20 protein-coding genes are annotated in these 22728 nt (G+C 39.6%); 18 read left to right on the top strand and 2 right to left on the bottom strand.

The window, feature by feature from the left end:
• Positions 1 to 38: 38 nt before the first annotated feature.
• The gene (locus ACN6MT_RS19315; RefSeq protein WP_419887579.1) at positions 39 to 1493 is read left to right on the top strand and encodes a Na+/H+ antiporter NhaC family protein; all 1455 of its coding nucleotides are present in this window, start codon (positions 39 to 41) and stop codon (positions 1491 to 1493) included.
• Between the two features lie 121 nt (positions 1494 to 1614).
• Here the strand turns inward: ACN6MT_RS19315 and hcp are convergent, their stop codons facing one another.
• A complete protein-coding gene (gene hcp / locus ACN6MT_RS19310; RefSeq protein ID WP_419887578.1) occupies positions 1615 to 3294 on the bottom strand; it encodes a hydroxylamine reductase in 1680 nt (559 codons plus the stop codon).
• Between the two features lie 1010 nt (positions 3295 to 4304).
• Here hcp and ACN6MT_RS19305 point away from each other — a divergent pair.
• From ACN6MT_RS19305 to ACN6MT_RS19270, 8 genes are all read left to right on the top strand, one after another.
• Positions 4305 to 5519 (top strand): metallophosphoesterase family protein, encoded by a 1215-nt coding sequence (locus ACN6MT_RS19305; RefSeq protein ID WP_419887577.1) that lies wholly within the window; start codon positions 4305 to 4307, stop codon positions 5517 to 5519.
• Positions 5520 to 5866: 347 nt separating this feature from the next.
• Positions 5867 to 6316: a hypothetical protein gene (locus ACN6MT_RS19300; RefSeq protein ID WP_419887576.1), complete on the top strand. Its 450-nt coding sequence runs from the start codon at positions 5867 to 5869 to the stop codon at positions 6314 to 6316.
• Between the two features lie 2 nt (positions 6317 to 6318).
• Complete coding sequence (locus ACN6MT_RS19295) at positions 6319 to 6543, top strand: helix-turn-helix transcriptional regulator (protein WP_179603222.1); 225 nt, start codon at positions 6319 to 6321, stop codon at positions 6541 to 6543.
• 51 nt (positions 6544 to 6594) lie between these two features.
• Positions 6595 to 7314, top strand: coding sequence for a DUF4386 domain-containing protein (locus tag ACN6MT_RS19290; protein ID WP_419887575.1), 720 nt, complete (start codon positions 6595 to 6597; stop codon positions 7312 to 7314).
• Positions 7311 to 8273, top strand: coding sequence for an NAD(P)-dependent alcohol dehydrogenase (locus tag ACN6MT_RS19285; protein WP_419887574.1), 963 nt, complete (start codon positions 7311 to 7313; stop codon positions 8271 to 8273). Before ACN6MT_RS19290 ends, ACN6MT_RS19285 begins: the two co-directional genes overlap by 4 nt.
• A 232-nt stretch (positions 8274 to 8505) precedes the next feature.
• Entirely contained in the window at positions 8506 to 9471 is a 966-nt protein-coding gene (gene hflK / locus ACN6MT_RS19280) for an FtsH protease activity modulator HflK (RefSeq protein ID WP_419887573.1), read from the top strand.
• Positions 9464 to 10393 carry a protease modulator HflC gene (gene hflC, locus ACN6MT_RS19275; RefSeq protein ID WP_419887572.1) on the top strand — a complete coding sequence of 310 codons (930 nt, stop codon included), beginning with the start codon at positions 9464 to 9466 and terminating at the stop codon, positions 10391 to 10393. Before hflK ends, hflC begins: the two co-directional genes overlap by 8 nt.
• Positions 10394 to 10543: 150 nt before the next feature.
• Positions 10544 to 10990, top strand: coding sequence for a GNAT family N-acetyltransferase (locus ACN6MT_RS19270; RefSeq protein WP_419887571.1), 447 nt, complete (start codon positions 10544 to 10546; stop codon positions 10988 to 10990).
• Positions 10991 to 11363: 373 nt separating this feature from the next.
• On the opposite strand, the gene ACN6MT_RS19265 is transcribed toward ACN6MT_RS19270, so the two are convergent.
• Positions 11364 to 12161, bottom strand: coding sequence for an HAD family hydrolase (locus ACN6MT_RS19265; RefSeq protein ID WP_419887570.1), 798 nt, complete (start codon positions 12159 to 12161; stop codon positions 11364 to 11366).
• Positions 12162 to 12427: 266 nt separating this feature from the next.
• On the opposite strand from ACN6MT_RS19265, the gene ACN6MT_RS19260 reads away from it, so the two are divergent.
• The 9 genes from ACN6MT_RS19260 to ACN6MT_RS19220 all read left to right on the top strand — a co-directional run bounded on the left by ACN6MT_RS19260 (position 12428) and on the right by ACN6MT_RS19220 (position 22575).
• Positions 12428 to 13021: a TetR/AcrR family transcriptional regulator gene (locus ACN6MT_RS19260; protein WP_063253316.1), complete on the top strand. Its 594-nt coding sequence runs from the start codon at positions 12428 to 12430 to the stop codon at positions 13019 to 13021.
• A 68-nt stretch (positions 13022 to 13089) separates the two neighbouring features.
• Positions 13090 to 14007 (top strand): thiamine pyrophosphate-dependent dehydrogenase E1 component subunit alpha, encoded by a 918-nt coding sequence (locus tag ACN6MT_RS19255; RefSeq protein WP_419956486.1) that lies wholly within the window; start codon positions 13090 to 13092, stop codon positions 14005 to 14007.
• Between the two features lie 12 nt (positions 14008 to 14019).
• Positions 14020 to 15024 (top strand): alpha-ketoacid dehydrogenase subunit beta, encoded by a 1005-nt coding sequence (locus ACN6MT_RS19250; protein WP_419956485.1) that lies wholly within the window; start codon positions 14020 to 14022, stop codon positions 15022 to 15024.
• A 14-nt stretch (positions 15025 to 15038) separates the two neighbouring features.
• A complete protein-coding gene (locus ACN6MT_RS19245; protein ID WP_419887569.1) occupies positions 15039 to 16055 on the top strand; it encodes a dihydrolipoamide acetyltransferase family protein in 1017 nt (338 codons plus the stop codon).
• A gap of 10 nt (positions 16056 to 16065) precedes the next feature.
• Entirely contained in the window at positions 16066 to 17766 is a 1701-nt protein-coding gene (gene lpdA / locus ACN6MT_RS19240; protein ID WP_419887568.1) for a dihydrolipoyl dehydrogenase, read from the top strand.
• A gap of 14 nt (positions 17767 to 17780) precedes the next feature.
• Positions 17781 to 18566, top strand: a complete 786-nt coding sequence (locus ACN6MT_RS19235; protein WP_419887567.1) for an enoyl-CoA hydratase/isomerase family protein — start codon at positions 17781 to 17783, stop codon at positions 18564 to 18566.
• A gap of 21 nt (positions 18567 to 18587) precedes the next feature.
• Positions 18588 to 20135, top strand: a complete 1548-nt coding sequence (locus ACN6MT_RS19230) for an acyl-CoA synthetase (RefSeq protein WP_419887566.1) — start codon at positions 18588 to 18590, stop codon at positions 20133 to 20135.
• On the top strand, positions 20135 to 21307 hold the full coding sequence (locus tag ACN6MT_RS19225) for an acyl-CoA dehydrogenase family protein (RefSeq protein ID WP_063253322.1): 1173 nt from the start codon (positions 20135 to 20137) through the stop codon (positions 21305 to 21307). Before ACN6MT_RS19230 ends, ACN6MT_RS19225 begins: the two co-directional genes overlap by 1 nt.
• A 20-nt stretch (positions 21308 to 21327) precedes the next feature.
• Complete coding sequence (locus ACN6MT_RS19220; protein ID WP_419887565.1) at positions 21328 to 22575, top strand: ABC transporter substrate-binding protein; 1248 nt, start codon at positions 21328 to 21330, stop codon at positions 22573 to 22575.
• Positions 22576 to 22728 lie beyond the last annotated feature (153 nt).

The raw sequence follows: 22728 nt of genomic DNA, 5'->3' as shown, positions 1-22728 counted from the left end.
AGATTAGAAAGTTTAGTATAGAAGAGGAGAGTTCTGGTATGAATAAAAGACTAGAGTTTAGAGGTGGCTGGGGGACTGCGTTTATTCCAGTCATGATATTTTTGTTTTTCTGCATCTTGTATTTTATCGTGTTTAAAGCATTTGAAATGTATGCACTTGCCATGGGTGCTTTCGTCGCATTGATGGTAGGTTCCGTGTTGGTGAAAAAGGGCAACTACGATCGTTTCTGGGATTCCGTCTATGAAGGCGTAAAGGAAGCTGTACCGATTACCATTCTGCTGTTTGTGATCGGGATGTTCTCGGCGCTGATCAAAGCGACGAACATTTCTGCAGGTTTCGTATGGCTTGCTGATTCGCTAGGCGTGGATGGAGGATTATTCACCGCGTTTACTTTTTTAGCTGTTTGTGTGATTTCTACTGCTACGGGATCATCAATCGGAACCATGTTTACATGCTTCCCTATATTCTATCCAGCAGGAGTATTGTTGGGATGTGACCCTGCCATTTTAGCGGGAGCTATCGTGAGTGCTTCTATTTTTGGAGATAACTTGGCACCGATATCCGATACCACCATCATCTCGGCAGGAACGCAAGAATATACAAAAAAACAAGGCTTTGCTGACATCGGCGGCTGTGTTGCCACCCGACTAAAGTATTCCTTGGTTGCAGGTGTAATCTCGTTTGTCTTGTTCTGGATTTTCGGCGGTGGCGGCACGGCAGGCACGGGTGCAGCGGAAATCCTCGAGAAGAACATGAATCCAACGACATTGGTCATGCTGGTTCCAGTAGCTGTCATGTTAATAGTGGCCATTAAAACCCGCAATATCTATAAAGCGATTACGGTAGGAATCCTTTTAGGAACCATCACGGGTCTAGCATTTAACCTTTTAACGTTTGACCATGTCATTTCCGTTAAAGATGGTGCACCTGCAGGTTTCCTAACAGGCGGTATCAGCTCGATGATGGCAACGGTCACGCTGGTTATTTCCGTTTACGGTATCATGGGTGTGCTTAACGGTGCGGGTGTGCTTGAAAAAGTCACAAATGGCATCCTTAACAGCAAAATGGGTCAAACCGTACGCGGTGCTGAGTTTGCTATGATGTTAGGAATCTCGTTTACTACGTTGATTTTCGGTGGTGTGACCAGTGCATCCATGACTACATTCGGAAAAGTTCAGAATGAAATTGGCAAACGTGTCGGTCTCCATCCTTATCGCCGTGCCAATCTACTTGACGGTTTTGCAAATGCTATCGTGCTCGTCATCCCGTTCTTAAGTGTTTTTGTCTTCCTCGGTGCATTATTGTCAGATGGGTATGATTTTATAAAGCCGCTAACCCTAACACAAGTCAGCAGCGGTATGATTTATTGTATGATGCTGTTTTTAGTTCTTTTGTTCTCGATCATAACGGGGTGGGGCCGCCAATTTGAAGGCGCAGAAGGGAAACCTGTTAGCAATAAGCAAGAACCTACAAACCAAAGTGCTGTAATGTAAAGGGGAATCACAGCATCTTATCTGGTGCATTTGTTTAATATATAAGCAAAAAAAATCCAGGGAAAGCCAATGACTTTTCCTGGATTTTTTTCCTTCACCCCCATCGGGAAGGGGCCAATTATTAAACTAATGCACTTTCCTGAATTTCAATTGAGCTGTTCATGAACAGTTCCAAGTCATCTTTAGTATTTGAAATGCCGCCTACACCAAAATTCTCAATTAAGAAGTTCGTGACGTTTGGTGATAAGAAAGCTGGTAATGTTGGTCCAACGTGAATATTTTTCACACCCAAGTAAAGTAAAGATAAGAAAACGATAACCGCTTTTTGCTCATACCATGCAATATTGTAAGATAACGGTAATTCATTTACACTTTCTAATCCGAATGCATCTTTCAATTTTAATGCAGTCATGACTAGAGAGTAAGAATCGTTACATTGACCGGCATCAAGGACTCTTGGGATTCCGTTGATATCACCTAAATCTAGCTTATTGTATCGATATTTTGCACAACCGGCTGTTAAAATGATCGTATCTTTTGGAAGCTCTTCAGCAAACTCTTTATAATACGTTCTGCTCTTATGGCGGCCATCACAGCCAGCCATGACAAAGAATCGTTTAATATCACCCTGTTTCACAGCTTCTACAACTTGATCAGCTACTTGAGCCACTTGATTATGCGCAAATCCACCAACAATTTCACCTTTTTCAATTTCTACTGGTGGTTGGCACTTCTTTGCATGCTCAATCATAACGGAGAAATCTTTTATACCATCTTCATTTTTAGGAATATAGGTTACACCTTCAACAGCAGTAGCCCCAGTTGTATACATTCTTCCTTTATAAGATTCCTTTGGTGGCACGATACAGTTCGTCGTCATTAAAATCGGACCGTTAAAGCTCTCGAATTCACGCGTTTGTTCCCACCATGCATTTCCGTAATTACCGACAAAGTGATCATATTTTTTGAAGGCTGGATAATAGTTTGCCGAAAGCATTTCACTATGTGTATACACATCTACTCCGGTCCCTTCCGTTTGCTTTAATAACTCTTCCATATCTTTCAGGTCATGACCACTGATTAAAATCCCTGGATTTTGACGTACACCAATGTTTACTTTCGTCATTTCAGGATGGCCATACGTTGATGTATTGGCTGTATCTAAAAGCTCCATAGCATGAACGCCGTACTTTCCACATTCCATTGCAAGGTCAATCAATTGTTCCATACTCACTGAATCATCTGTGATCATTACAAGTGCTTTTTGCATAAACGCGTCTAGCTCATCATTTTCATAGCTAAGATTTGCCGCATGTTTTAAATAGGCAGCCATACCTTTCAACCCGTAAGTCACTAACTCTCTTAATGAACGAATATCTTCATCTCTTGTAGCTAAAATACTAACTTCTTGAGAAGCAGATTTCATTTCAAGCTGAAAATTAGTTTCACCATTCCAAGTGACAAAATCGCTATGGTTGTCTAACGTGTACCCTGCATTTATGATTGCCGTTTTAATTTCTTCGCGAAGCATTAATCCTTCTCTTACTGTATTCAAAAATTCATGTTTATCCCAATTTGCATTTGTAATGGTCATAAAAAGACCATTTACGATAAACTGATTTGTTTTCTTTTGATTAATTCCGATTTCACGAGCGATTGTATTTACAATCGCTACTCCCTTAATCGTGTAAATCAATAAATCTTGCATATTTGCTAAATCATCTTTTTTTCCACATACTCCAACAACCGTACAACCTGTGCCTTTTGCAGTTTCTTGACATTGAAAACAAAACATACTCATTTATTTTTCCTCCAGTGGTGATTTTCAATTTCTAATTCTTCTACAACAAACACTTTATCTTCGTTAGTTTGAATTTTTGAATAAGTATCATAAGAAATTAACGATATAATCAACTTGTTTACATGGCTATTATAATTTGTTTATTTTGAATTTGGAGCGTTCCAGAAACAGTTCACAAACACGTCAAAAAGATTTGAACATTCCGTGAAGAGAACAAATTTCTAGGATGATATCATTTTTCTAAACCAAAGACGAGGGAGTAAAACTGTTAAACGATCTCCCAGCGAATCCGGGATGGTGGAAGCCGGACAGATGACATAACAGCAAATGGGCCTCAGAGGGCGAAGTAAACGATCATTGATTTAGTAGCTTAGATGCAGAGCCAGCGTTAAAGGGCTAAGAGTGTGTAAGTACTCAATTGAGTGGGTATGTTGATACATATCAAACAAGTTGGTACCGCAGGTTAACACTTGTCCTTGAATTTTTATTTGAGGGTAGGTGTTTTTTTATATTTTCATAACGGATTTTTGATTCACTGTGTTTTTAATATAGACGGAAGATTTCCGACTAAATTGAAAAAATGCCATATTTCTTCATAAATAAAGGAAGGTTTTCCGGTTAACTGCTTGAAATCCTTTGATTCAGTCATATTTAGAGCAGTTAACGGGAATCTCTCCGCTTATATCAGCTTCAAAAGCCACCACTTTATACATTAGCCGGAAATTCTCCGCCTTTGAATAGTCATCGTTACAAAGAAATTCACTCATGAATATTAATAACAGATGCGGAAAGGAAAAATGCTAGGAATGATGATAAATTTGCGCTCAATTAGCTATAAAAGGGATGAATACAAGTTCAGCCTTCTTTATCAAATGTCAACATATGCAATCTTTACCAAATTTACACTAATAATTTACATTGCATAAACACGGAATTAAAACTTCCCTGTTACTCTTTTTATAGATTTACTTTGCTATTATATTTCTATAAAGGGATGTGGAGATTTAATTATGAGTAATTATGATTTGCAAAAGGGATTAGACAGACGACGCTTTATCAAAATTGGCGGGTTGAGTACATTGGCATTAACACTAGGGACAGCGGGTATTCCGGCTAATATGTTCACAGATAAGGTACATGCCGCAGCAAATGAGGAGTTCAAGCTTCAATTCAAACCAGACGGAAAATTTAAAATTGTTCAGTTTAACGATACTCAAGATGATGAAAACATTGACCGTCGTACGATCGAGTTAATGGAAAAAGTCCTTGATACTGAAAAACCAGATTTTGTTGTCCTAAACGGCGACAACATTACAGGTGGCTGTGATACACCTCTTGAGATGAAACAAGCAATAAATAATGTGGCACAACCGATGGAGCAGAGAGGGATAAAGTGGGCGATTACATATGGAAATCATGATGAGGACTCTACTCCAAAAAGTGGTCTTAATGAAGAGGACATGCTCCAAATTTACATGTCTTACAAATACAATTTGAACAAGCCGAGTGTAAAAGATATTACGGGTACAGGAAATATGAATCTCCTTATCAAAAATTCCAAAGGTACGGACGCAGCTTTTAATCTTTGGTTGCTTGACAGTGGAAGATATGCTCCTACTACTATTGCTGGTCAAGACTTTAAGGGATATCCAACTTGGGACTGGCTACGTTTTAACCAAGTAAGCTGGTATAACGAAACCTCTAAAAAATTAGAACAGCAATGGGGTCACAAGGTTCCTTCGCTTGTATTTATTCATATTCCACTTTGGGAACATCGATATATGTGGTTTGCGAGTGTTGATAGTAGAACGGACGAAAACCACGCTAATGCTGTCAACAAGCATAATATTGTCGGAGAAAGAAATGAAGAAGAATGTCCAGGGCCAGTTAATAGCGGTATGTTCTCAGCTATGCTTGAGAGGGGAGATGTAAAAGGGGTTTTCTGCGGCCATGATCATGTAAACACCTACATGGGTAACTATTATGGCATCCTGCTTGGTTATGCCGGAAATACCGGGTTTGGTACATATGGTCTTCCGGGGGTAGATCGAAACAGATTACGCGGTGCAAGGGTTTTTAATTTGGATGAAAATACTGCAGATGTGCTAGTAGAAACACATATGGTGTTTGCAAAGGACTATGGTATCGATCTGACAGCCAATGACCAGAGCATTTCTCCAGGCCCAATCGATGAAAGCAAAAAGAAAGAAAAAGTAGTTAAATAGATTGACTTAAAACGGGTGGTAACAGTTACCACCTGTTTATTTTCGAGGTGACACAATACCGGAGAGGGAAGGTAAGCAGCCAAGACTTCCTAATTTTTTGCTCGATGGTGTTTCAAAAAGATTAACAGCAAAAGTAAACCCCTTTGATTTTATCCATCATAGGGGTTTTGCTTTGGTTTGTCGTAGAAATAATTACATTACTGTTCTTCATCAAGGCGACAGATTACCCAAAATGGAGTATTCTGCCTATTTTGTAAATTACACTTGACTTGATGTATAGTTTACTTTACATTTAGTATAACAAGTTTAACTTCTTGTAAAAATAATCATACATGGAGAGGTGAATCATGACGTATCAAGAAAAGAAAAGTATCGTTTCGGTAGTTAGTGCTATTCTCATTTTTGTTTCGTATTGTTTGTACATGTACCCGCGGTATCCAGGAGGAGAGGGTGTGGAGCCGAGTGAGGTTTTTCATTATTGGGGATCCTTTGTCCTGTATCTGACACTATTTTCTATCGTCGCACATATCATCATCAGCATTATTTTTAACATTGTATTTAGACTGACAACCAATGAAAAAGAACCAGCATTTGCGGATGAATTAGATAAGTTAATCGACCTGAAAGCGTTCAGAAATTCATTTTTTGTGTTTGTTGGTGGTTTTCTTTTTGCAATGGGATCGCTGGTCTTTAATCAGCCGTTACATGTGATGTTTATTATTCTGATTTCTGCGGGTTTCATCTCAGATGTCACTGGTTCGGTTACTAAACTTTATCATTATCGGAGAGGAGTGTAAGAATGGGTAAAAATCTTGTCGGCAATCACATCCGTAAATTACGATTTAACCATGATGAAATGACACAGCAGCAGTTGGCTGACAAGGTGGGAGTAACGAGGCAAACCATCGTAGCTCTTGAAAAAGGAAACTACTCCCCATCACTGGAACTCGCTTTTCGCATCGCTCATGCCTTTAACTTACCATTGGAAGAAGTATTCTTTTATGGGGATCACACAAAGCAGTAAGAACGATCAATGCTAAACGTTTTTGAATTTATTACGTGAGGGGATAGAAAAATGAATTCAAACAGAAAAACTGCAAAAATTGTGGGAGTCCTGTTTATACTTGCTGCTGTTACAGCAGTGATAGGTCTAAATTTATACGATCCTATCTTAAACGGTCCCGATTATTTACTAAAAGGTTCCGAACATGCCAACCAAATAATACTTGGAGCTGTAATGGAATTAATTCTAGTTGTTTCAGCAATTGGAACGGCCACTACCATGTTCCCATTGTTAAGAAAATATAATGAAACAATCGCCCTTTGGCATGTTTGCTTCAGGTTTCTAGAAGCGATTATTATTACAATTGGTGTCATCAGTGTCTTGTCCCTCCTAACCCTAAGCCGGGAATTCGTAGCAGCAGGAGCCCCAGATCCTTCATCTTTTCACTCTTCAGGAATAATCCTTAAAGCAATACATGACTGGACATTTATGCTTGGTCCGCTTTTCATGCTTGGTATCAATACGGTGATGTATAGTTATATATTTTATAAAACCAAGCTTGTCCCCAGATTTATATCAATCCTAGGCATGACAGGAGCCACTTGTGTTTTCGTTTGTTCCTTGTTCGTAATGTTTGGTGTCTTTCCTCAAATATCATTTTGGGGTGCTGTTTTGGCTGTGCCTGTAGCAGCGAATGAAATGATTTTAGCCGTATGGCTGATCGTAAAGGGATTTAATGAAAATGCGATTACGACCCTCTCTGCAAAAAGTGAAAGGAAAGCAGCTATATGAGAGCCATGATATGCACAGATTATGGAACTCCGGATGTTTTCCAGCTTCAAGAGGTCGAAACGCCAATCCCCAAAGATCATGAAGTCCGGATTAAGATACACGCAGCTTCCGTCGGACCATCGGACTGTACCTTTCGAAAGGGTTCGCTCATTGTTAAGCTTGTATACGGGTTTAGAAGACCGAAGAATCCGATATTTGGAGCTGAACTGTCAGGCGTCATTGATGCCGTTGGCAAAAAAGTAACCCGATATAAGGTAGGCGACCAGGTATTTGGGTTAAGTGCTAAGACGTTTGGAGCTCAAGCTGAATACAAATGTTTGCACGAAAACACCCCTCTGGCAATCAAACCAGCAGCCATGTCCCATGAAGAAGGTGTTGCCATCTGTGATGGTGCACCTACGGCATTGACGTTTCTTCGCGATCAAGCAAAGGTTCAACGCGGACAACGTGTTCTGATTAATGGTGCATCTGGAGCGGTCGGGATTTATGCCATTCAAATTGCGAAATTTTTGGGAGCCGAAGTCACAGGAGTATGCAGCGGTGCTAATGTGGAGTTGGTAAAATCGCACGGAGCAGATAAGGTGATTGACTATACCCGGGAAGATTTTACGAAAAATGGTCAAATCTATGATGTGATTTTCGATGCGGTCGGCAAGAGGTCCTTTGCAGAATGTAAAGGCATGCTCACGCAAAGAGGAATCTATCTTTCTACAGTACTTTCTTTATCCATTCTTATTGACATGATGAAAACTATGGTGTTTGGTAAAAAGAAAGCCATCTTTGTGACGGCGGGTCTATTGCAGAACCAAGCAAATCTAAATTTTCTAACCGAACTTTATACAGCTGGAAAAATCAAAAGTGTCATCGATCAACGATACCCGCTGGAACAGCTTGCCGAAGCTCACCGTTACGTTGAAACGGGGCACAAAAAAGGAAATGTTGTGATAACTGTAGTGTAAGTAAGAAATATGTCTCTCATAAAAAGAAGTCAAGTTACCTACATGAGTAGTTAATGGACTTCTTTTATATTTTATATGTATTTTTTAGTAGCTTTTTCGTCTCCTCGAAACCATGAGAACCGTCCCTCTGGCAACCTTCGGCACTTTGGCCCTTTTATTTACCAAATATTGAAACTTTTTTGTAAAATAGCCGTAATAAAGTTATAGCCTAATAGAAAGAGGGGGAGACAGCATGGGAAATATAAATAGGATCTATAAAACAGTTGGACTTATTATTTTAGGCGCTATCCTCATTATTGTTGGTTTTACCACATGGTATACGGTTGATGAAAGTGAGCAAGCCGTAATTATTACCTTTGGAAAGGTTGAAGAAGGAGTTACCGAACCTGGGTTACATTTTAAGATGCCATGGCCAATTCAATCGGTTGAAACGCTATCAAAGGAAACCTTTAGTCTGCAATTTGGTTATGAAGAGAAAGATGGAAAAGTAAAAGAGTTTCCAGAGGAAACCAAAATGATTACAGGTGATGAAAATATTGTGTTAGCGGACTTAGTTGTCCAATGGAAAATAACCGATCCTGCCAAATATTTGTTTAATGCGGAGCATCCAGAAGAAATATTGTTTAATTCTACCTCTGCATCTTTAAGAAGTATTATCGGCAGTTCTAAAATTGATGATGCTTTAACCTCTGGAAAGGCTGAGATCGAAGCCGATGTCCGGGACCTTTTATCCACTTTGGTTAAAAAATATGATATCGGTATTTCCATTCTGGCCGTTAAGCTTCAGGATGTGGAACTGCCAAATGACGAGGTAAGAAAAGCCTTTACAAATGTAACAGATGCACGTGAAACGATGAACACAAAGATTAACGAAGCGGGGAAATATCGAAACAAACGGACGAATGAAGCCAAAGGGGAAGTGGCTGCTCTCAAGTCAAAAGCCCAAGGTGATCAAGCAGCAAGGATTGAAACAGCTAGAGGGGATGTTTCTGTATTCAATAAGCTATATGAGGAATACCGAACAAATCCTGACATTACACGTCAGCGGTTAATGTTGGAAACGCTTGAACAGGTTCTCCCTAATGCTGAAATCTATATTATGAAGGATAATGGTGATACGCTAAAGTATTTCCCTATCAGACCTTTGGAAAACCAACAGCCAAAGACAACTGGGGAAGGAAGTGAAAAAAATGAGTAATGTAGTAAATATGGACGGTCGTGGACCAAAAGGATTCAACTGGAAAAACTACACTAAAGTTGGCGGCTTTTTCATCATCGTCATCATCCTCTTAGCAGTATTCATTTCCAATCTCATTGTAGTTAAAGAAGGCGAATATAAAGTGATTCGGCAGTTTGGGGAAGTGGTAAGGATTGTGAAAACCCCTGGACTAACCTATAAAGTTCCGTTCATTCAAAGTGTCACGACACTGCCAAAATATCAAATGACGTATGATGTTACTGAAGCTGAGATCAACACAAAGGATAAGAAACGGATGCTCATCGATAACTATGCCATTTGGAGAATTGAAGATCCGAAAAAAATGATCACCAATGCAAGAACGGTTGAAAAAGCGGAATCCCGTATGGAGGAATTTATATACTCCGTCGTTCGTTCAGAGCTTGGGCAGTTAAACTATGATGAAATTATTAATGATGAAAAATCCTCACGTGGTTCTTTAAATGACAGGATTACGGAGAAGGTCAATGATCTTCTTGGAAACGATAACTATGGTATCGTCGTTACAGATGTAAGGATGAAGCGAACCGACCTTCCTTCCGAGAATGAACAGTCCGTATTCACGAGAATGATTTCTGAACGAGAATCGAAGGCACAGGAATATTTATCAATGGGTGATGCCGAAAAGAATAGAATTGAGGCAGATACGGATCGAGAAGTACAGGAATTGCTTGCAAAGGCAAAAGCTGAGGCAGAAACCATTCGTGCTGAAGGGGAAGCGGAAGCAGCGAGAATCTATAATGAATCGTTCTCTCAAGATCCAGAATTTTATTCCATGTACCGTACGTTAGAATCATATAAAAAGACAATCAATGACAAGGCAGTTATCGTCCTTCCATCTGATTCTCCCTATGCGCGTCTGTTGATGGGGTATACAGATTAATAATATAATCCAGATAGTAAAATAAATGAAGTGCCCTGCTAATTTTTTGCGTAGCAGGGTTTCTCTATGATAATTCCCTTTAAAAGTGGGTTATTGTAAAGAGAATAAGAACAGTACACATTCATGATAAGGACATAGGAGGATAATTAAATGAAGGTAAGAATTTTAAAAACAAGCGATCACGAGGAAATGAAAAAGTTATTCTTAGATGTTTTCTCAAATGAACCTTGGTTTGATAAGTGGAATAAAGAACAATTAGATTTATATATGAAGGACTTAACAGATAATAATAACTCGCTCTCAATTGCTTTATTTGATGAAAAAGAAGAGCTAATTGGCTGTTCATTAGGTTATATTTTTAACTGGTGGGAAGGCCGAGAATATTTTATTAAGGAATTCTTTATTTCAAGAAATAATCAACGTCAAGGTGCAGGTAGTACTTTTCTATCTCTAATAAATGATAGATTGAGAGCTGAAGATGTGCAGCATATAACATTAGCTACTGAAAAAACCGTCCCAGCTTATCACTTTTATCAAAAAAATGGATTTTCAGTATTGGAGAATTCAGCGTTTTTAGTGAGTAAGGTCTCAGATTGATCGTATGAGAGTAAATGAATAAGGTACTGCGAACCTTCGTTATAACTGAGTGTTGACTTCACTATGATTTGTAAAATAACCGGAAAAATTCCGGCTAAATTGGAAAATTAGTATAAAACCTTAAAAATAAGAGGAGTTTTTCCGGTTATTGGATCCAAATCGGTGGATATTGTCTTTATTAGAGCAGTTAATCGGAATAGCTCCGCTTATATCTACTTCTTAAGCTTCCTCTGTATCAATAGCCGGAAAATCTCCGCCTAAGAGTTTGGCAGCAGTAGAAGTAATAGCCAATGAATCCCTTTACCAGATATAAAAAATACTGCAGTCCCCTAGGCTGCAGTATTTTTACATTATGAAGCAAAATGAAAATACCCTAAATCACCATTGAGTTATATGACTTAAGAAGATAACGCTCAATAAACTCAGCTACTCCATCCTGTTCGTGGTGTGCTGTAACAAAATCAGCAGCGGCTTTAATCTCTTCGCTCGCGTTCCCCATGGCCACTCCAGTACCGGCATTGCGAAGCATCTCGATATCATTTGGACCGTCTCCAATCGTTACAACTTCCGTTGGACTCATTCGTAATTCGCGAAGCAATCTCTTAATGGCTGACCATTTAGAAACATTTGGAGCGAGCAACTCAAACCCATCATTCCAATTAATGACTTCTGCTTCTTGTTTAAAAAAAGCAGATAATTCAGGGCTTGGGGCACCCGTTCGAACACTAAATTTTAGAACGTCTTGATAATTGGCCAGCCTTAAATCTCCAATATAGCGAGGTGGAATAAGCCCAATTTTTGTCCAATAATCAATTTCTTCATCCGTCTTCTTGCAATATAGTCCATTTACCGTATGGATGATAACATTGCAAGGCTGTTCAGATGTCAGATGGTGGAATCGATCTTCGTTCAAGCTGACTGTTTTCATATGAATAGCTCTTCCTGTGTTAGCTTCGTGAATAGAAGCACCATTCAAACAAATCATCGGAGTTCGTAATCCAATTTCTTTATGATAGGGAGCAGTTACTTCATAGTGTCGCCCCGTGGCTAGAAACACTTTGACTCCTTGGTTAATGAGCTTATAGATAGCTTCTTTATTACGGTGGGAAATATCGTTTGAGGCCTTAAGTAGTGTACCATCCATATCAATAAATACTGCACGTACATTCATTTCCGTTGCCCCCTCATTCGTTGATAATCCAATCATATCAATTCATTATTAAAGCAATGTAAACTTCATGTTTAGATTCAATAAAGATTTATGGAACCTATAAGCTCTAAAAACTTAAAATGATAACCATTTTCTAAAAATTCAAATGATTGAAAATTTGTTGTTGACAAAAAACCGGACAGCCGGTATGCTAAAAACAGATAAAAAAACCGGACAGCCGGTCGGTTTTGAAATATGTAGTGATACTAGTTAAGGTGGTTTTAAAAATGACGAATGTAGTACAGAGCAAAAACCAAGATCGAAAAGCAGAAATTTTGGATCAAGCATTAACGCTTTTTGTGAAGAAAGGGTTTAATAGAACTTCCATTCAAGATATTGCAGATGCTGCGGGGATCACGAAAGGTGGATTATATCATTATCTAAAATCAAAAGAAGAAATTCTCTTTTTGCTCCACGAACGATTTATAACGGAAGGTCTTTCGAAGTTGAAAGTAATTGCAGAAGAAACACTTCCAACGGAAGAAAAGCTTGTGAAATTATTAAAAGTCCACTTAGAAATTATTAAGGATTTTAAAGATGATATCACCATTTTTTATAAAGAGTACAATAATCTATCACCCGAGAATTATCAAATCGTGTTAAATAATCGAGATGAATATGAAGGCATCTTTATTAACGTTTTGGAAGAAGGAAGAATAAATGGCGTTTTTAATGTAGAAAACAGCCGAATAGCTAGCTTCTTTATCTTAGGTGCAAGTAACTTTATGTATCACTGGTACAATCCAAATGGCGAAAAACCACTGGATGAAATAGCAAAAATCTACTTGAACATTATCAAGCATGGAATTCTAAATGATTAACTCTATAAAAGGGGGAAGAAGGGTTGAGCCAAATTTCGAATGATACGTTGTTGTCCCTTTATCAAACGATGGTCAAGATCCGCGGCTTTGAAGAAAGAGTTTCTAGTTTGTTCGCAGATGGACTGATTCCAGGCTTTCTGCATCTATACATAGGTCAAGAAGCGGTGGCGTCTGGTATTTGTGAAAGTTTATCAAAAGAAGATTATATTACGAGTACGCACCGAGGACATGGACATTGTATTGCAAAGGGTGCAGATGTTAAAAAGATGATGGCCGAGTTATTTGGGAAAGAAACGGGCTATTGTAAAGGAAAAGGCGGTTCGATGCATGTTGTCGATGTGGATTTAGGGATTCTCGGGGCCAATGGAATTGTCGGAGCAGGTATGCCGATTGCCGTTGGGGCTGGGATTACAGCCAAAACGAACAACAAAGGTCAAGTCGTAATTCCTTTCTTTGGTGAAGGTGCTACCGGCATTGGCTATTTCCACGAAGCAGTTAACATGGCCGCTGTCCTTAAACTACCAATTATCTTTGTTTGTGAGAGTAATCAGTATGCAGAATTTACCCCGCGGGAAACGCATTTACCTGTTAAAACAATCGTTGAAAGAGGAGCAGCCTATGGCATTGAGAGTTTTTTAATAAATGGAAATGATGTTTTAGAAGTCTATCAAACTATGAAAACCATCATAAATCGGACTAGAAATGGAGAGGGACCTTTCCTAGTAGAATGTGTAACCAATCGCTGGAGTGGTCATTTTGAAGGAGATCCACAACGGTACCGGCCAGAGGGTGAGATTGATGAATGGAAGAAAAACGATCCGATTAAAAATTTCCGTTCTCTCCTACTATCTGAATATCATATCCAGGAAAGTTCACTACTTTCAATTGAAGAAGCTGTCAGAAGCGAACTAGATGAAGCAGAAAAGTTTTCACGTGAAAGTCCTTTACCAGATGAATTGTCAACATTAGAAGATGTATACGCTTAAATTGGAGGTGGAATTATGCTGATTCGATATAACAAAGCGATTAATAATGCGCTAAAAGAAGAAATGCAGAAAGATCCGACTGTGTTTATTGCCGGAGAAGATGTGGCGAATGCAGGTGGCTCATTTGGAATTACACGTGGATTATTGGATGAATTTGGTCCTGGACGTGTCATCGACACACCGATAAGTGAGTCTGCAATCGTTGGAATGGCAGTGGGTGCCTCTTCTACAGGGTTGAGACCGGTCATTGAAATCATGTTTATGGACTTTATCGCGGTATGTTTCGATCCCATTATTAATCAAGCGGCCAAGATGAGATATATGTCCGGGGGACAAATGACATTGCCATTAGTCATTCGGACTCAAAGTGGAGCTGGAGTAAATGCCGGTCCTCAACATTCGCAAAGTTTGGAAGCGCTTCTATTTCATATCCCTGGGATAAAAGTAGTCATGCCGTCAAATCCATATGATGCGAAAGGGTTATTGAAAGCTTCGATTCGCGATAATAATCCTGTAGTATTCATTGAAAATAAAGCGTTGTACGGGATGAAAGGGGAAGTACCAGAAGAAGATTATACGATTCCACTAGGGCAAGCAAAAATTGTCAAAGAAGGAAAGGATGTTACCATTGTTGCTCTAGGCCAAATGGTTAACAAAGCTTTGGCTGCGGCACAAATGCTCGAAAATAACGGAATATCTCCTGAGATTATTGACCCACGAACGATTTCACCTTTAGACACAGAAACCATTAAACAATCCGTTAAAAAGACTGGCAGACTTATCATTGTACACGAAGCGGTTAAAATTGGCGGCGTCGGTGCGGAAATTGCTGCTATGGTTCAAGAAGAAGTCTTTGATTATCTAGACGCACCGATCCAACGAGTTGCTGCACCATTTACACCTGTGCCATACAGTAAACCACTCGAAAACTATTATTTGCCAAATGAAAATGATATCATCCAAGCGGTTAATAAAATCTGCGTTGGGCGCCAATTCTCAATTGCCGGTCATTCATAAAGGAGGAGGGAATCTTGAACTTGTTAATAGAGAAAACTTCCTTTGCCTCTCCGCGAGCAAGAGCCCTAGCAAAGAAATTAGGAATGGATTTATCACACTATAACGGAAGTGGTCCCAATGGACGCATTATTGAAGAAGATGTCATTTACTATACACAACACTTGAATCATCCGATATCGGATCAAACCCCACCTAAGAAACAACCTAGAAAAATCACTCCACTCGCAAAAAATATAGCCACAATTGAAAATATTGATATTGAAAAAATACAAGGGACCGGTCAAGACGGGAAAATTGTCAGTACAGATATCTTAAAACAAATCGAACCTCTACATAACCATACTGACAAAAAGAAAATCCGACTAGCGGGCGTTCGAAAAGTAATTGCCACAAGGATGGCGGAAAGTAAAAGAAATGCTCCTCACGTGACCCTGACAGTTAAAACTGAAGCAACAAACCTTGTTAACTATCGAAACGAATATATGAAAATACATTCTTTCAAAATTAGTTTTACCGATTTGCTTATCAAAATGGTTGCTGCAAGTCTACAACAACATCCAAAGATAAATGTTTCGTTAGAGGAAGAAGTGCTCACCTACCATAACGATATTAATATTGGGGTAGCTGTGGCCCAGGAGGAAGGGTTAATCGTTCCAGTCATTCACCAAGCAGATCAAAAATCGCTTGAACAAATCTCCGTTGACTTGAAGGATAAAGTAACCAAAGCACGAACTGGAAAGTTAAAACCGTCCGATATGGAAAACAGTAGATTTACCATTAGTAATTTAGGGATGTATGCCGTGGATGCCTTTACTCCGGTGATCAACCAACCAGAAAGTGCTATTCTTGGCGTTGGTAGAATGATAGAAGACATTATTGTAGAAAACAGTCAAATTCGTATTGGAAAAACAATGGTCCTTTCCCTATCTTTTGACCATCGTGTGATGGATGGGGCACCGGCAGCAGAGTTTTTGGGGAAAATTAAACATTTCATTGAGAATCCAGATGAAATTCTGTTACTTCAAAATTAGGAGAAAAATAATGAAAATGGATATTATTGTACCTAAAGCAGGTCTAACGATGACGGAGGCAACTGTCACCACGTGGTTAGTGGCAGAAGGTGATAAAGTGAATAAAAATGACACCGTTGCCGAATTAATGACAGAGAAATTGACAGTGGAAGTAGAAGCTCCAGAAAGTGGCGTTATTGGAAGTATTTTAAAGCAAGAAGGAGAGGAAGTTGTCGTTGGCGAACCATTAGCGACGCTGCTTACGACCCAGTCAGAGAAGGAGCAAGACGAAAATACGGTACTTCCTTCAGCAGAGGAAGTGTTTAAGAATCCTTCTAATGAAACCGTTTTACCCAGCTATGATGCTGTTATCATTGGCGGTGGTCCCGGCGGGTATGTTGCAGCTATTCGTATTGCTCAATTAGGAGGAAGAGTAGTTTTAATTGAGCGAAATGAGCTCGGTGGCGTTTGTTTAAATGAAGGGTGTATTCCAACCAAAACATTGCTCAAAGGAGCAGAACTGACAAAACTTCACTCCCTATCCTCTGAATATGGAGTCTATTATCCAGAGCCCTCAATAGATTTTTCGAAATTATTACAGAAGAAGGAAGCGGTCATTCAGCAGCTTCAAAATGGAGTTCGTCATTTACTGAAGAAAAGTAAGGTCACCGTTATAAATGGGGTAGGTGAGGTCGTCTCTCCAAATAAGGTGAATGTTACCAAGAGCACTGGTGAAATAGAAAGGATTACTTCTAAGAATATTATTTTAGCTACAGGTTCCGAGGCCTATATTCCGAACATTCCAGGTTTACGAAATGCCCATCCATTGACAAGCAAAGAAGCTCTTTCCATTACAGAATTACCTGAGAGTATTGCGATTATAGGTGCAGGGGCCATCGGTTGTGAATTTGCTGGTATCTATGCTCCATTAGGTGTGAAAGTTGTACTGATTGAGAGCGAAAACCAAATTCTGCCTGGTGCAGATCATGACGTCGCACAATTCCTAAAGAAGTCACTCCAAAAAGATGAAGTCGAAATCCACACCTCTTCAAAAGTAAAAGAAATTAAAGTAGAAAATGGAGAAAAGACTCTATACATTGAGCACAAAGACCATTATCAAGAAATTGTTGTGAAAGAGATTCTTGTTGCAACCGGCAGGAAAGCGAGAATTGAAACACTAGAAAAAATAGGGCTTGAGGTAGTAAATAGAGGCATCAAGGTCGATGAACACCTTCGAACCAATATCCCTTCTATTTACGCAATCGGAGATGTAACTGGAAAAGAAAATCTAGCACATGTTGCCTCAGCACAGGGAATGGTTGCAGCTGAGAATTGTATGGGATATTCAAAAGAAATCAAATACGATTCTGTTCCACGTTGCATTTACACCTCACCTGAAATCGCTTCTGTTGGTCTAACAGAAAAAGAGGCATCCGCAAAAAATCTAGATTACCAGATTGGTAAGTACCATTTTAACGGAAATGGCCGCGCTATCACAAATGGAAAAGCAGAGGGATTCATTAAAGTCCTTCGCGATAAAAAATATAATCAAATCCTTGGGATTCATATCGTGGGACACAATGCGTCTGAATTAATTTCAGAAGGAGTACTAGCTATCAACCTTGAAGCGACACCAGAGGAAATAGCAGCAACGATCCATCCGCACCCTACCTTATCTGAAGGTTTACTAGATGCTGCTTTAGAAAGTATGGGCAAAGGAATTCATGTATAAAGGGAGAGATATCCATGGAAAAAGTAAAATATGTTCGTACCCAAATCGGGGAGGGAATTGCTACTATCACGATTGATCGTCCAGAAGTGTTAAATGCGATGAATGATGAGGTCCTAGATGAATTAGAAACTATTTTTAATACAATCGAAAAAGATCAAAAGATTCGCGTTGTCATCATTACAGGCGGCGGTGAGAAAGCATTCGTAGCTGGCGGAGATATCGATGCCATGAGACAAATGACCGTCATTGAAGGTGAGCGCTTTGTTTATAGAGGTCAAAACGTTTTAAGAAAAATAGAGAACAGCAGTAAAGTAGTGATTGCTGCAATTAATGGCTATGCATTAGGTGGCGGAACCGAATTAGCATTAGCGTGTGATATTCGCGTCGCGTCAGATAAGGCACAATTGGGTCTCCCTGAGGTTTGTATCGGACTTTACCCAGGATGGGGAGGAACTCAAAGGTTAGTTAGATTAGTAGGGAAGGGTGTAGCAAAAGAGTTAGTCTTTACAGGAAGACGTATACCTGTCCAAGAAGCAAAAGAACTAGGAATTGTGAACAAAATCGTCCCACATGATGAACTCATGAGCAGCTGTGTAGAACTAGCTGAAAGCATATTGCTAAATAGTCCAATGGCTGTGATTCAGTCCAAAAAAGCGATTAACCAAGGAAGTGAAATCTCCTTAGATAATGCCTTAAGTTTAGAAGCAGAAGCTTGGCTTGTCAACTTTAGTACGGAGGATCGTGTAGAAGGGTTAAGTGCATTTTTAGAAAAAAGGAAACCTAATTATTTAGGAAGATAACCATTTTGGAGGGAGAGCACATTGAGCTTTGAAGGAAATATCAACTACTCATCTATCGTTAAAAAATGGGCCCAAGAAAGTCCTAGTAAAGAAGTAATCGTTTATGGTGATAAACGAATTACATATAAAGAGCTGAATGATCGTGTGAATGCCCTAGCACAAGGGCTTCTCTCTCTTGGCATCGAACGGGGAGACCGAGTAGGAATTTTACTATTTAATTGTTCTGAATTTTTTGAAATAATCTTTGCCGTGAATCGAATTGGAGCAACTTTTCTGCCGCTTAATTTTCGCTTAGCATCTGATGAACTTGCTTATATCTTAGGAAATGCTGGTGCTAAAGCGATTATCACTGAGGACGATTTCCAGAATGAGATTGATAGCATTCGCGGAAGTTTACCCGAACTCGAACACTATGTTTCTCTATCCGTAACACAGGATGATTCATGGATTTCCTATCAAAATTTAATAGATTCCAATTTAGGTACACACGTACAAGATGCACATGTAGAAATGGACGATTTACATCGCTTAATGTATACATCCGGAACAACCTCTCGACCAAAAGGGGTGAAGATTTCTTTTGAAAACTTATATTGGAAAAATATAGGTCACATTTGGACCTTTAACATTGGACCTGAGGATAAAACGTTAATTGTTGGTCCTCTATACCATGTTGGCGGATTGGATCTTCCTTCCACTGGGGTATTGCACCGCGGAGGCAGTGTTGTCATTTTAAGAAAATTTGATCCCGAGAAAGTACTTGCCGCCATTGAAAAAGAAAAGCCGACCAATATTTGGTTAGCACCAGCCATGATTAATATGTTACTTCAATTTGAAAAAGCAGATCAATATAATCTTGACTCCATCCGCTTCATTATTGCGGGAGGAGAACGGATGCCAGAACCATTAATTGAAAAGGTACAGAAGCTATTTAAAAATGCTTGGTTCTGTGACGCCTATGGGTTAACAGAAACTGTTTCAGGTGACACCTTCCTCCCGCGCTCCAAAACATTCGAAAAGCTTGGCTCTGTAGGCAAACCTTGCGTACACTTGGATATGAGTGTTGTCGACGACAATGGAAACAGTGTCCCGCCAGGTGAAATTGGCGAGATTGTCTTTCGCGGACCGAAGGTGACGAAGGGCTACTGGAGAGATGAAGAGTCAACGAAGAAAGCGATTCGAAACGGATGGTTTCATACTGGAGATATGGGCTACTTGGACGAAGAAGGATATTTGTTCATCACGGACCGGAAGAAAGATATGATCGTCAGCGGTGGAGAAAATATTGCTTCCCTTGAGGTGGAAAGGGTGTTATATGAGCACCCGCTGGTGATAGAAGCTGCTGTGATTGGGATCCCACACCCAAAATGGGGAGAGGTTCCAAAAGCGTTCATTGTTGCAAAGAAAGGCGAGAACATAACGGAGTCACAACTTCTCTCCTTTTGCAAGGAAAAGCTAGCAAAATACAAGGTTCCCCAAGAAATTGAATTCGTAGATGAATTACCAAGAAACCCTTCAGGAAAAGTCCTTAAAAGGCAATTAAGAGAAACTAGGAGGCAGCGAGCATAATGAACTTTGAAATTACCCAAGATCAATTGATGTTAAGAGAAGGTGTTCGAAAAATTGCCAATGACTTTGGCTTAGAATATTGGCGGGAAAAAGATGCAAAGCATGAATTTGTCCATGAATTATGGAGTGAACTAGGGAAAAACGGCTATATCGGTGTTGCGATTTCCGAGGAATATGGAGGCGTTGGCCTAGGTCTAGTGGAAATGGCAATGGTCATTGAGGAACTTGCAAAAGCGGGTGCAGGTTCAACCGTTGGTCAGTTATTTATGCTGACCCCCGTATTCGGAGGAATCACCATTGAACTTCATGGAAGCGAAGTTCAAAAACGAGAATACTTGCCTAAAATTGCTTCTGGTGAAATGAACTTTTGTATGGCTCTAACAGAACCGAACGCGGGAAGTAACTCGCTTGAAATCACTACTTTTGCTAAAAAAGAGGGTGATCATTATATCATTAATGGTCAGAAAACTTGGATTTCAGGTGTGAATGTTGCTGACAAAATGCTGCTTGTAGCAAGGACAACGAAAAAGGAAGATGTTCAAAGGAAAACAGATGGCATCAGTTTATTTTTAGTGGACGCAAAAGATCCCGCGATTATAACGCAGGCGATTGAAAAAGTCGGAACACATTGTGTCCAATCTGATGAAGTGTTTATCGAAAACTTAAAAGTTCATAAAGACAATCTAATAGGCGAAGAAGGTAAAGGCTGGCGTTATCTCGTTGATACTCTAAACGCCGAACGAATTGTCACAACGGCTGGTTTAGTAGGTACAGGTCAACTCGCGCTTAAATTAGCGGTAGATTATTCAAAAGAGAGAATTGTATTCAACAATACGCCGATTGGTGCTTACCAAGGAATTCAATTCCCGCTTGCTGAGTTAAGTGCTGAAATCAATGTGGCTCAATTGATGAATTACAAGGCCGCTTGGCTATACGATCAATCACTCCCGAATGGTGCAGAAGCGAATACAGCAAAATTAATTGCTGGTAAAGCAGCATTCGGATTATGTGATCGAGCCATGCAAGTGTTGGGTGGTTTTGGCTATGCAAAAGAATACCATGTTGAACGGATATGGAGAGATGTTCGACTCTTTAAAATTGCTCCTGTTTCAGAAGAGATGATTTTAAACTTTATTGCTCAACATAACTTGGGAATGCCAAGATCCTATTAAAATTTTTGGGGGTTCGCAAAATGATAAAAAGGCTTTCAGTAATCGCACTCGGATTAATCTTGTTCTTTATTACAGCATGCAGTAATTCTGCCATTAATACTTCAACGAATTCTTCAGGTGGGAAAAAAGAAGATTCTGATAAAGGAACCATTAAAATCGGTATGACCTCCGCTATTACAGGTCCTTATAGTGAATATGGTGAAGGGAATAAACGCGGGGTGGAATTAGCCATTGAAGAATGGAATAAAAATGGCGGAATTAACGGTAAGAAAATTGAAGTTAAAATCTTAGACGATCAATTAGTTCCTGATAAAGCCGCCACAAATGTTCAACAATTAATTGCAGATCCAGAGGTTGTTGCGCTTATTGGCCCTGCAGGAAGCGGTCCAGGACTTGCCACTGTTCCGATTACGGAAGCCAAAGGGATGGTCCATATGAATATTGTTCCACAAACCGTTTCAGTAACCTATCCAAATGGAACGAACCAACCACCAAGGAAAAATGTATTCTCCTTTGCTTTACAGAATGACGTAGAAGCGAATGTTCTAGGGAAATTTGCTGGTGAGAACTGGAAAAAGGTAGCATTGCTTCACGAAAGTACGGCTTACGGAAAGTCTGGGATTGATTTGATTTCAGAAATGCTAGAAAAGGATTTTAGCGTTAAACCAGTTGCTCGTGAAGAATACAATCAAGGCGTTTCCGATATGACCTCTCAATTATCAAAAATAAAAAATGCTGGTGCGGAAGTTGTGGTTGTCGTTGGACTGGGTGCTGACCTTGCCAATATTAAAAAAGGAATGGATCGTTTAGGACTGAATGTACCGCTTGTTGCAACAAATGGTGCTCTGTCAAATCCATATGTAGAAGGAGCGGGTGATTTAGTTCTAGGGACTATTGGCTCGATGATTGGGGCTCTAGGGCAGGAACCACTATCCAAAGAAGCACAAAAATTTGCGGATGCGTACAAGAAAAAATACGGTGCTGATCGCTATTGGGGCAATGACGAAGAAAATCCACAGCTATTTATGTCTTTAAACGTAGCAAATGCTTATGATGGTGCAAATGTTCTGTTTGAAGCAATTAAAAATGCAGAAAGTACGAAATCAGAAGATATCATCAAATCTTTAGAATCCATCAAAGACTATAAAGGGGTAAATGCCACCTATTCTTTTAGTGAACAGCAGCATCATGCAATTTCTGAAGAAGCCCTCAATTTATTTGAATACGTTAAGGATGGCGATAACATTAAACTCGTTCCATATGAGTAAGGTGAAATGGCTATCAGTGGAGGATCCTTCACTTCCTTCAGGATAATAAGTAATGATTGTTTGATAGAATCCTATACTGGTTGGGTGCATAGTAAGCATTCAACCAGTAGTTAGATTTATTTGGAAGTGAAATTGTGTTAGGAGGTCGTTACG

Origin of the sequence: Neobacillus niacini (assembly GCF_048572935.1) — a bacterium.
Classification (GTDB): Bacteria; Bacillota; Bacilli; order Bacillales; family Cytobacillaceae; genus Neobacillus; species Neobacillus niacini.
The sequence above is the reverse complement of the archived record's forward strand: the minus strand, read 5'-3'. Positions and strand labels throughout refer to the sequence as shown.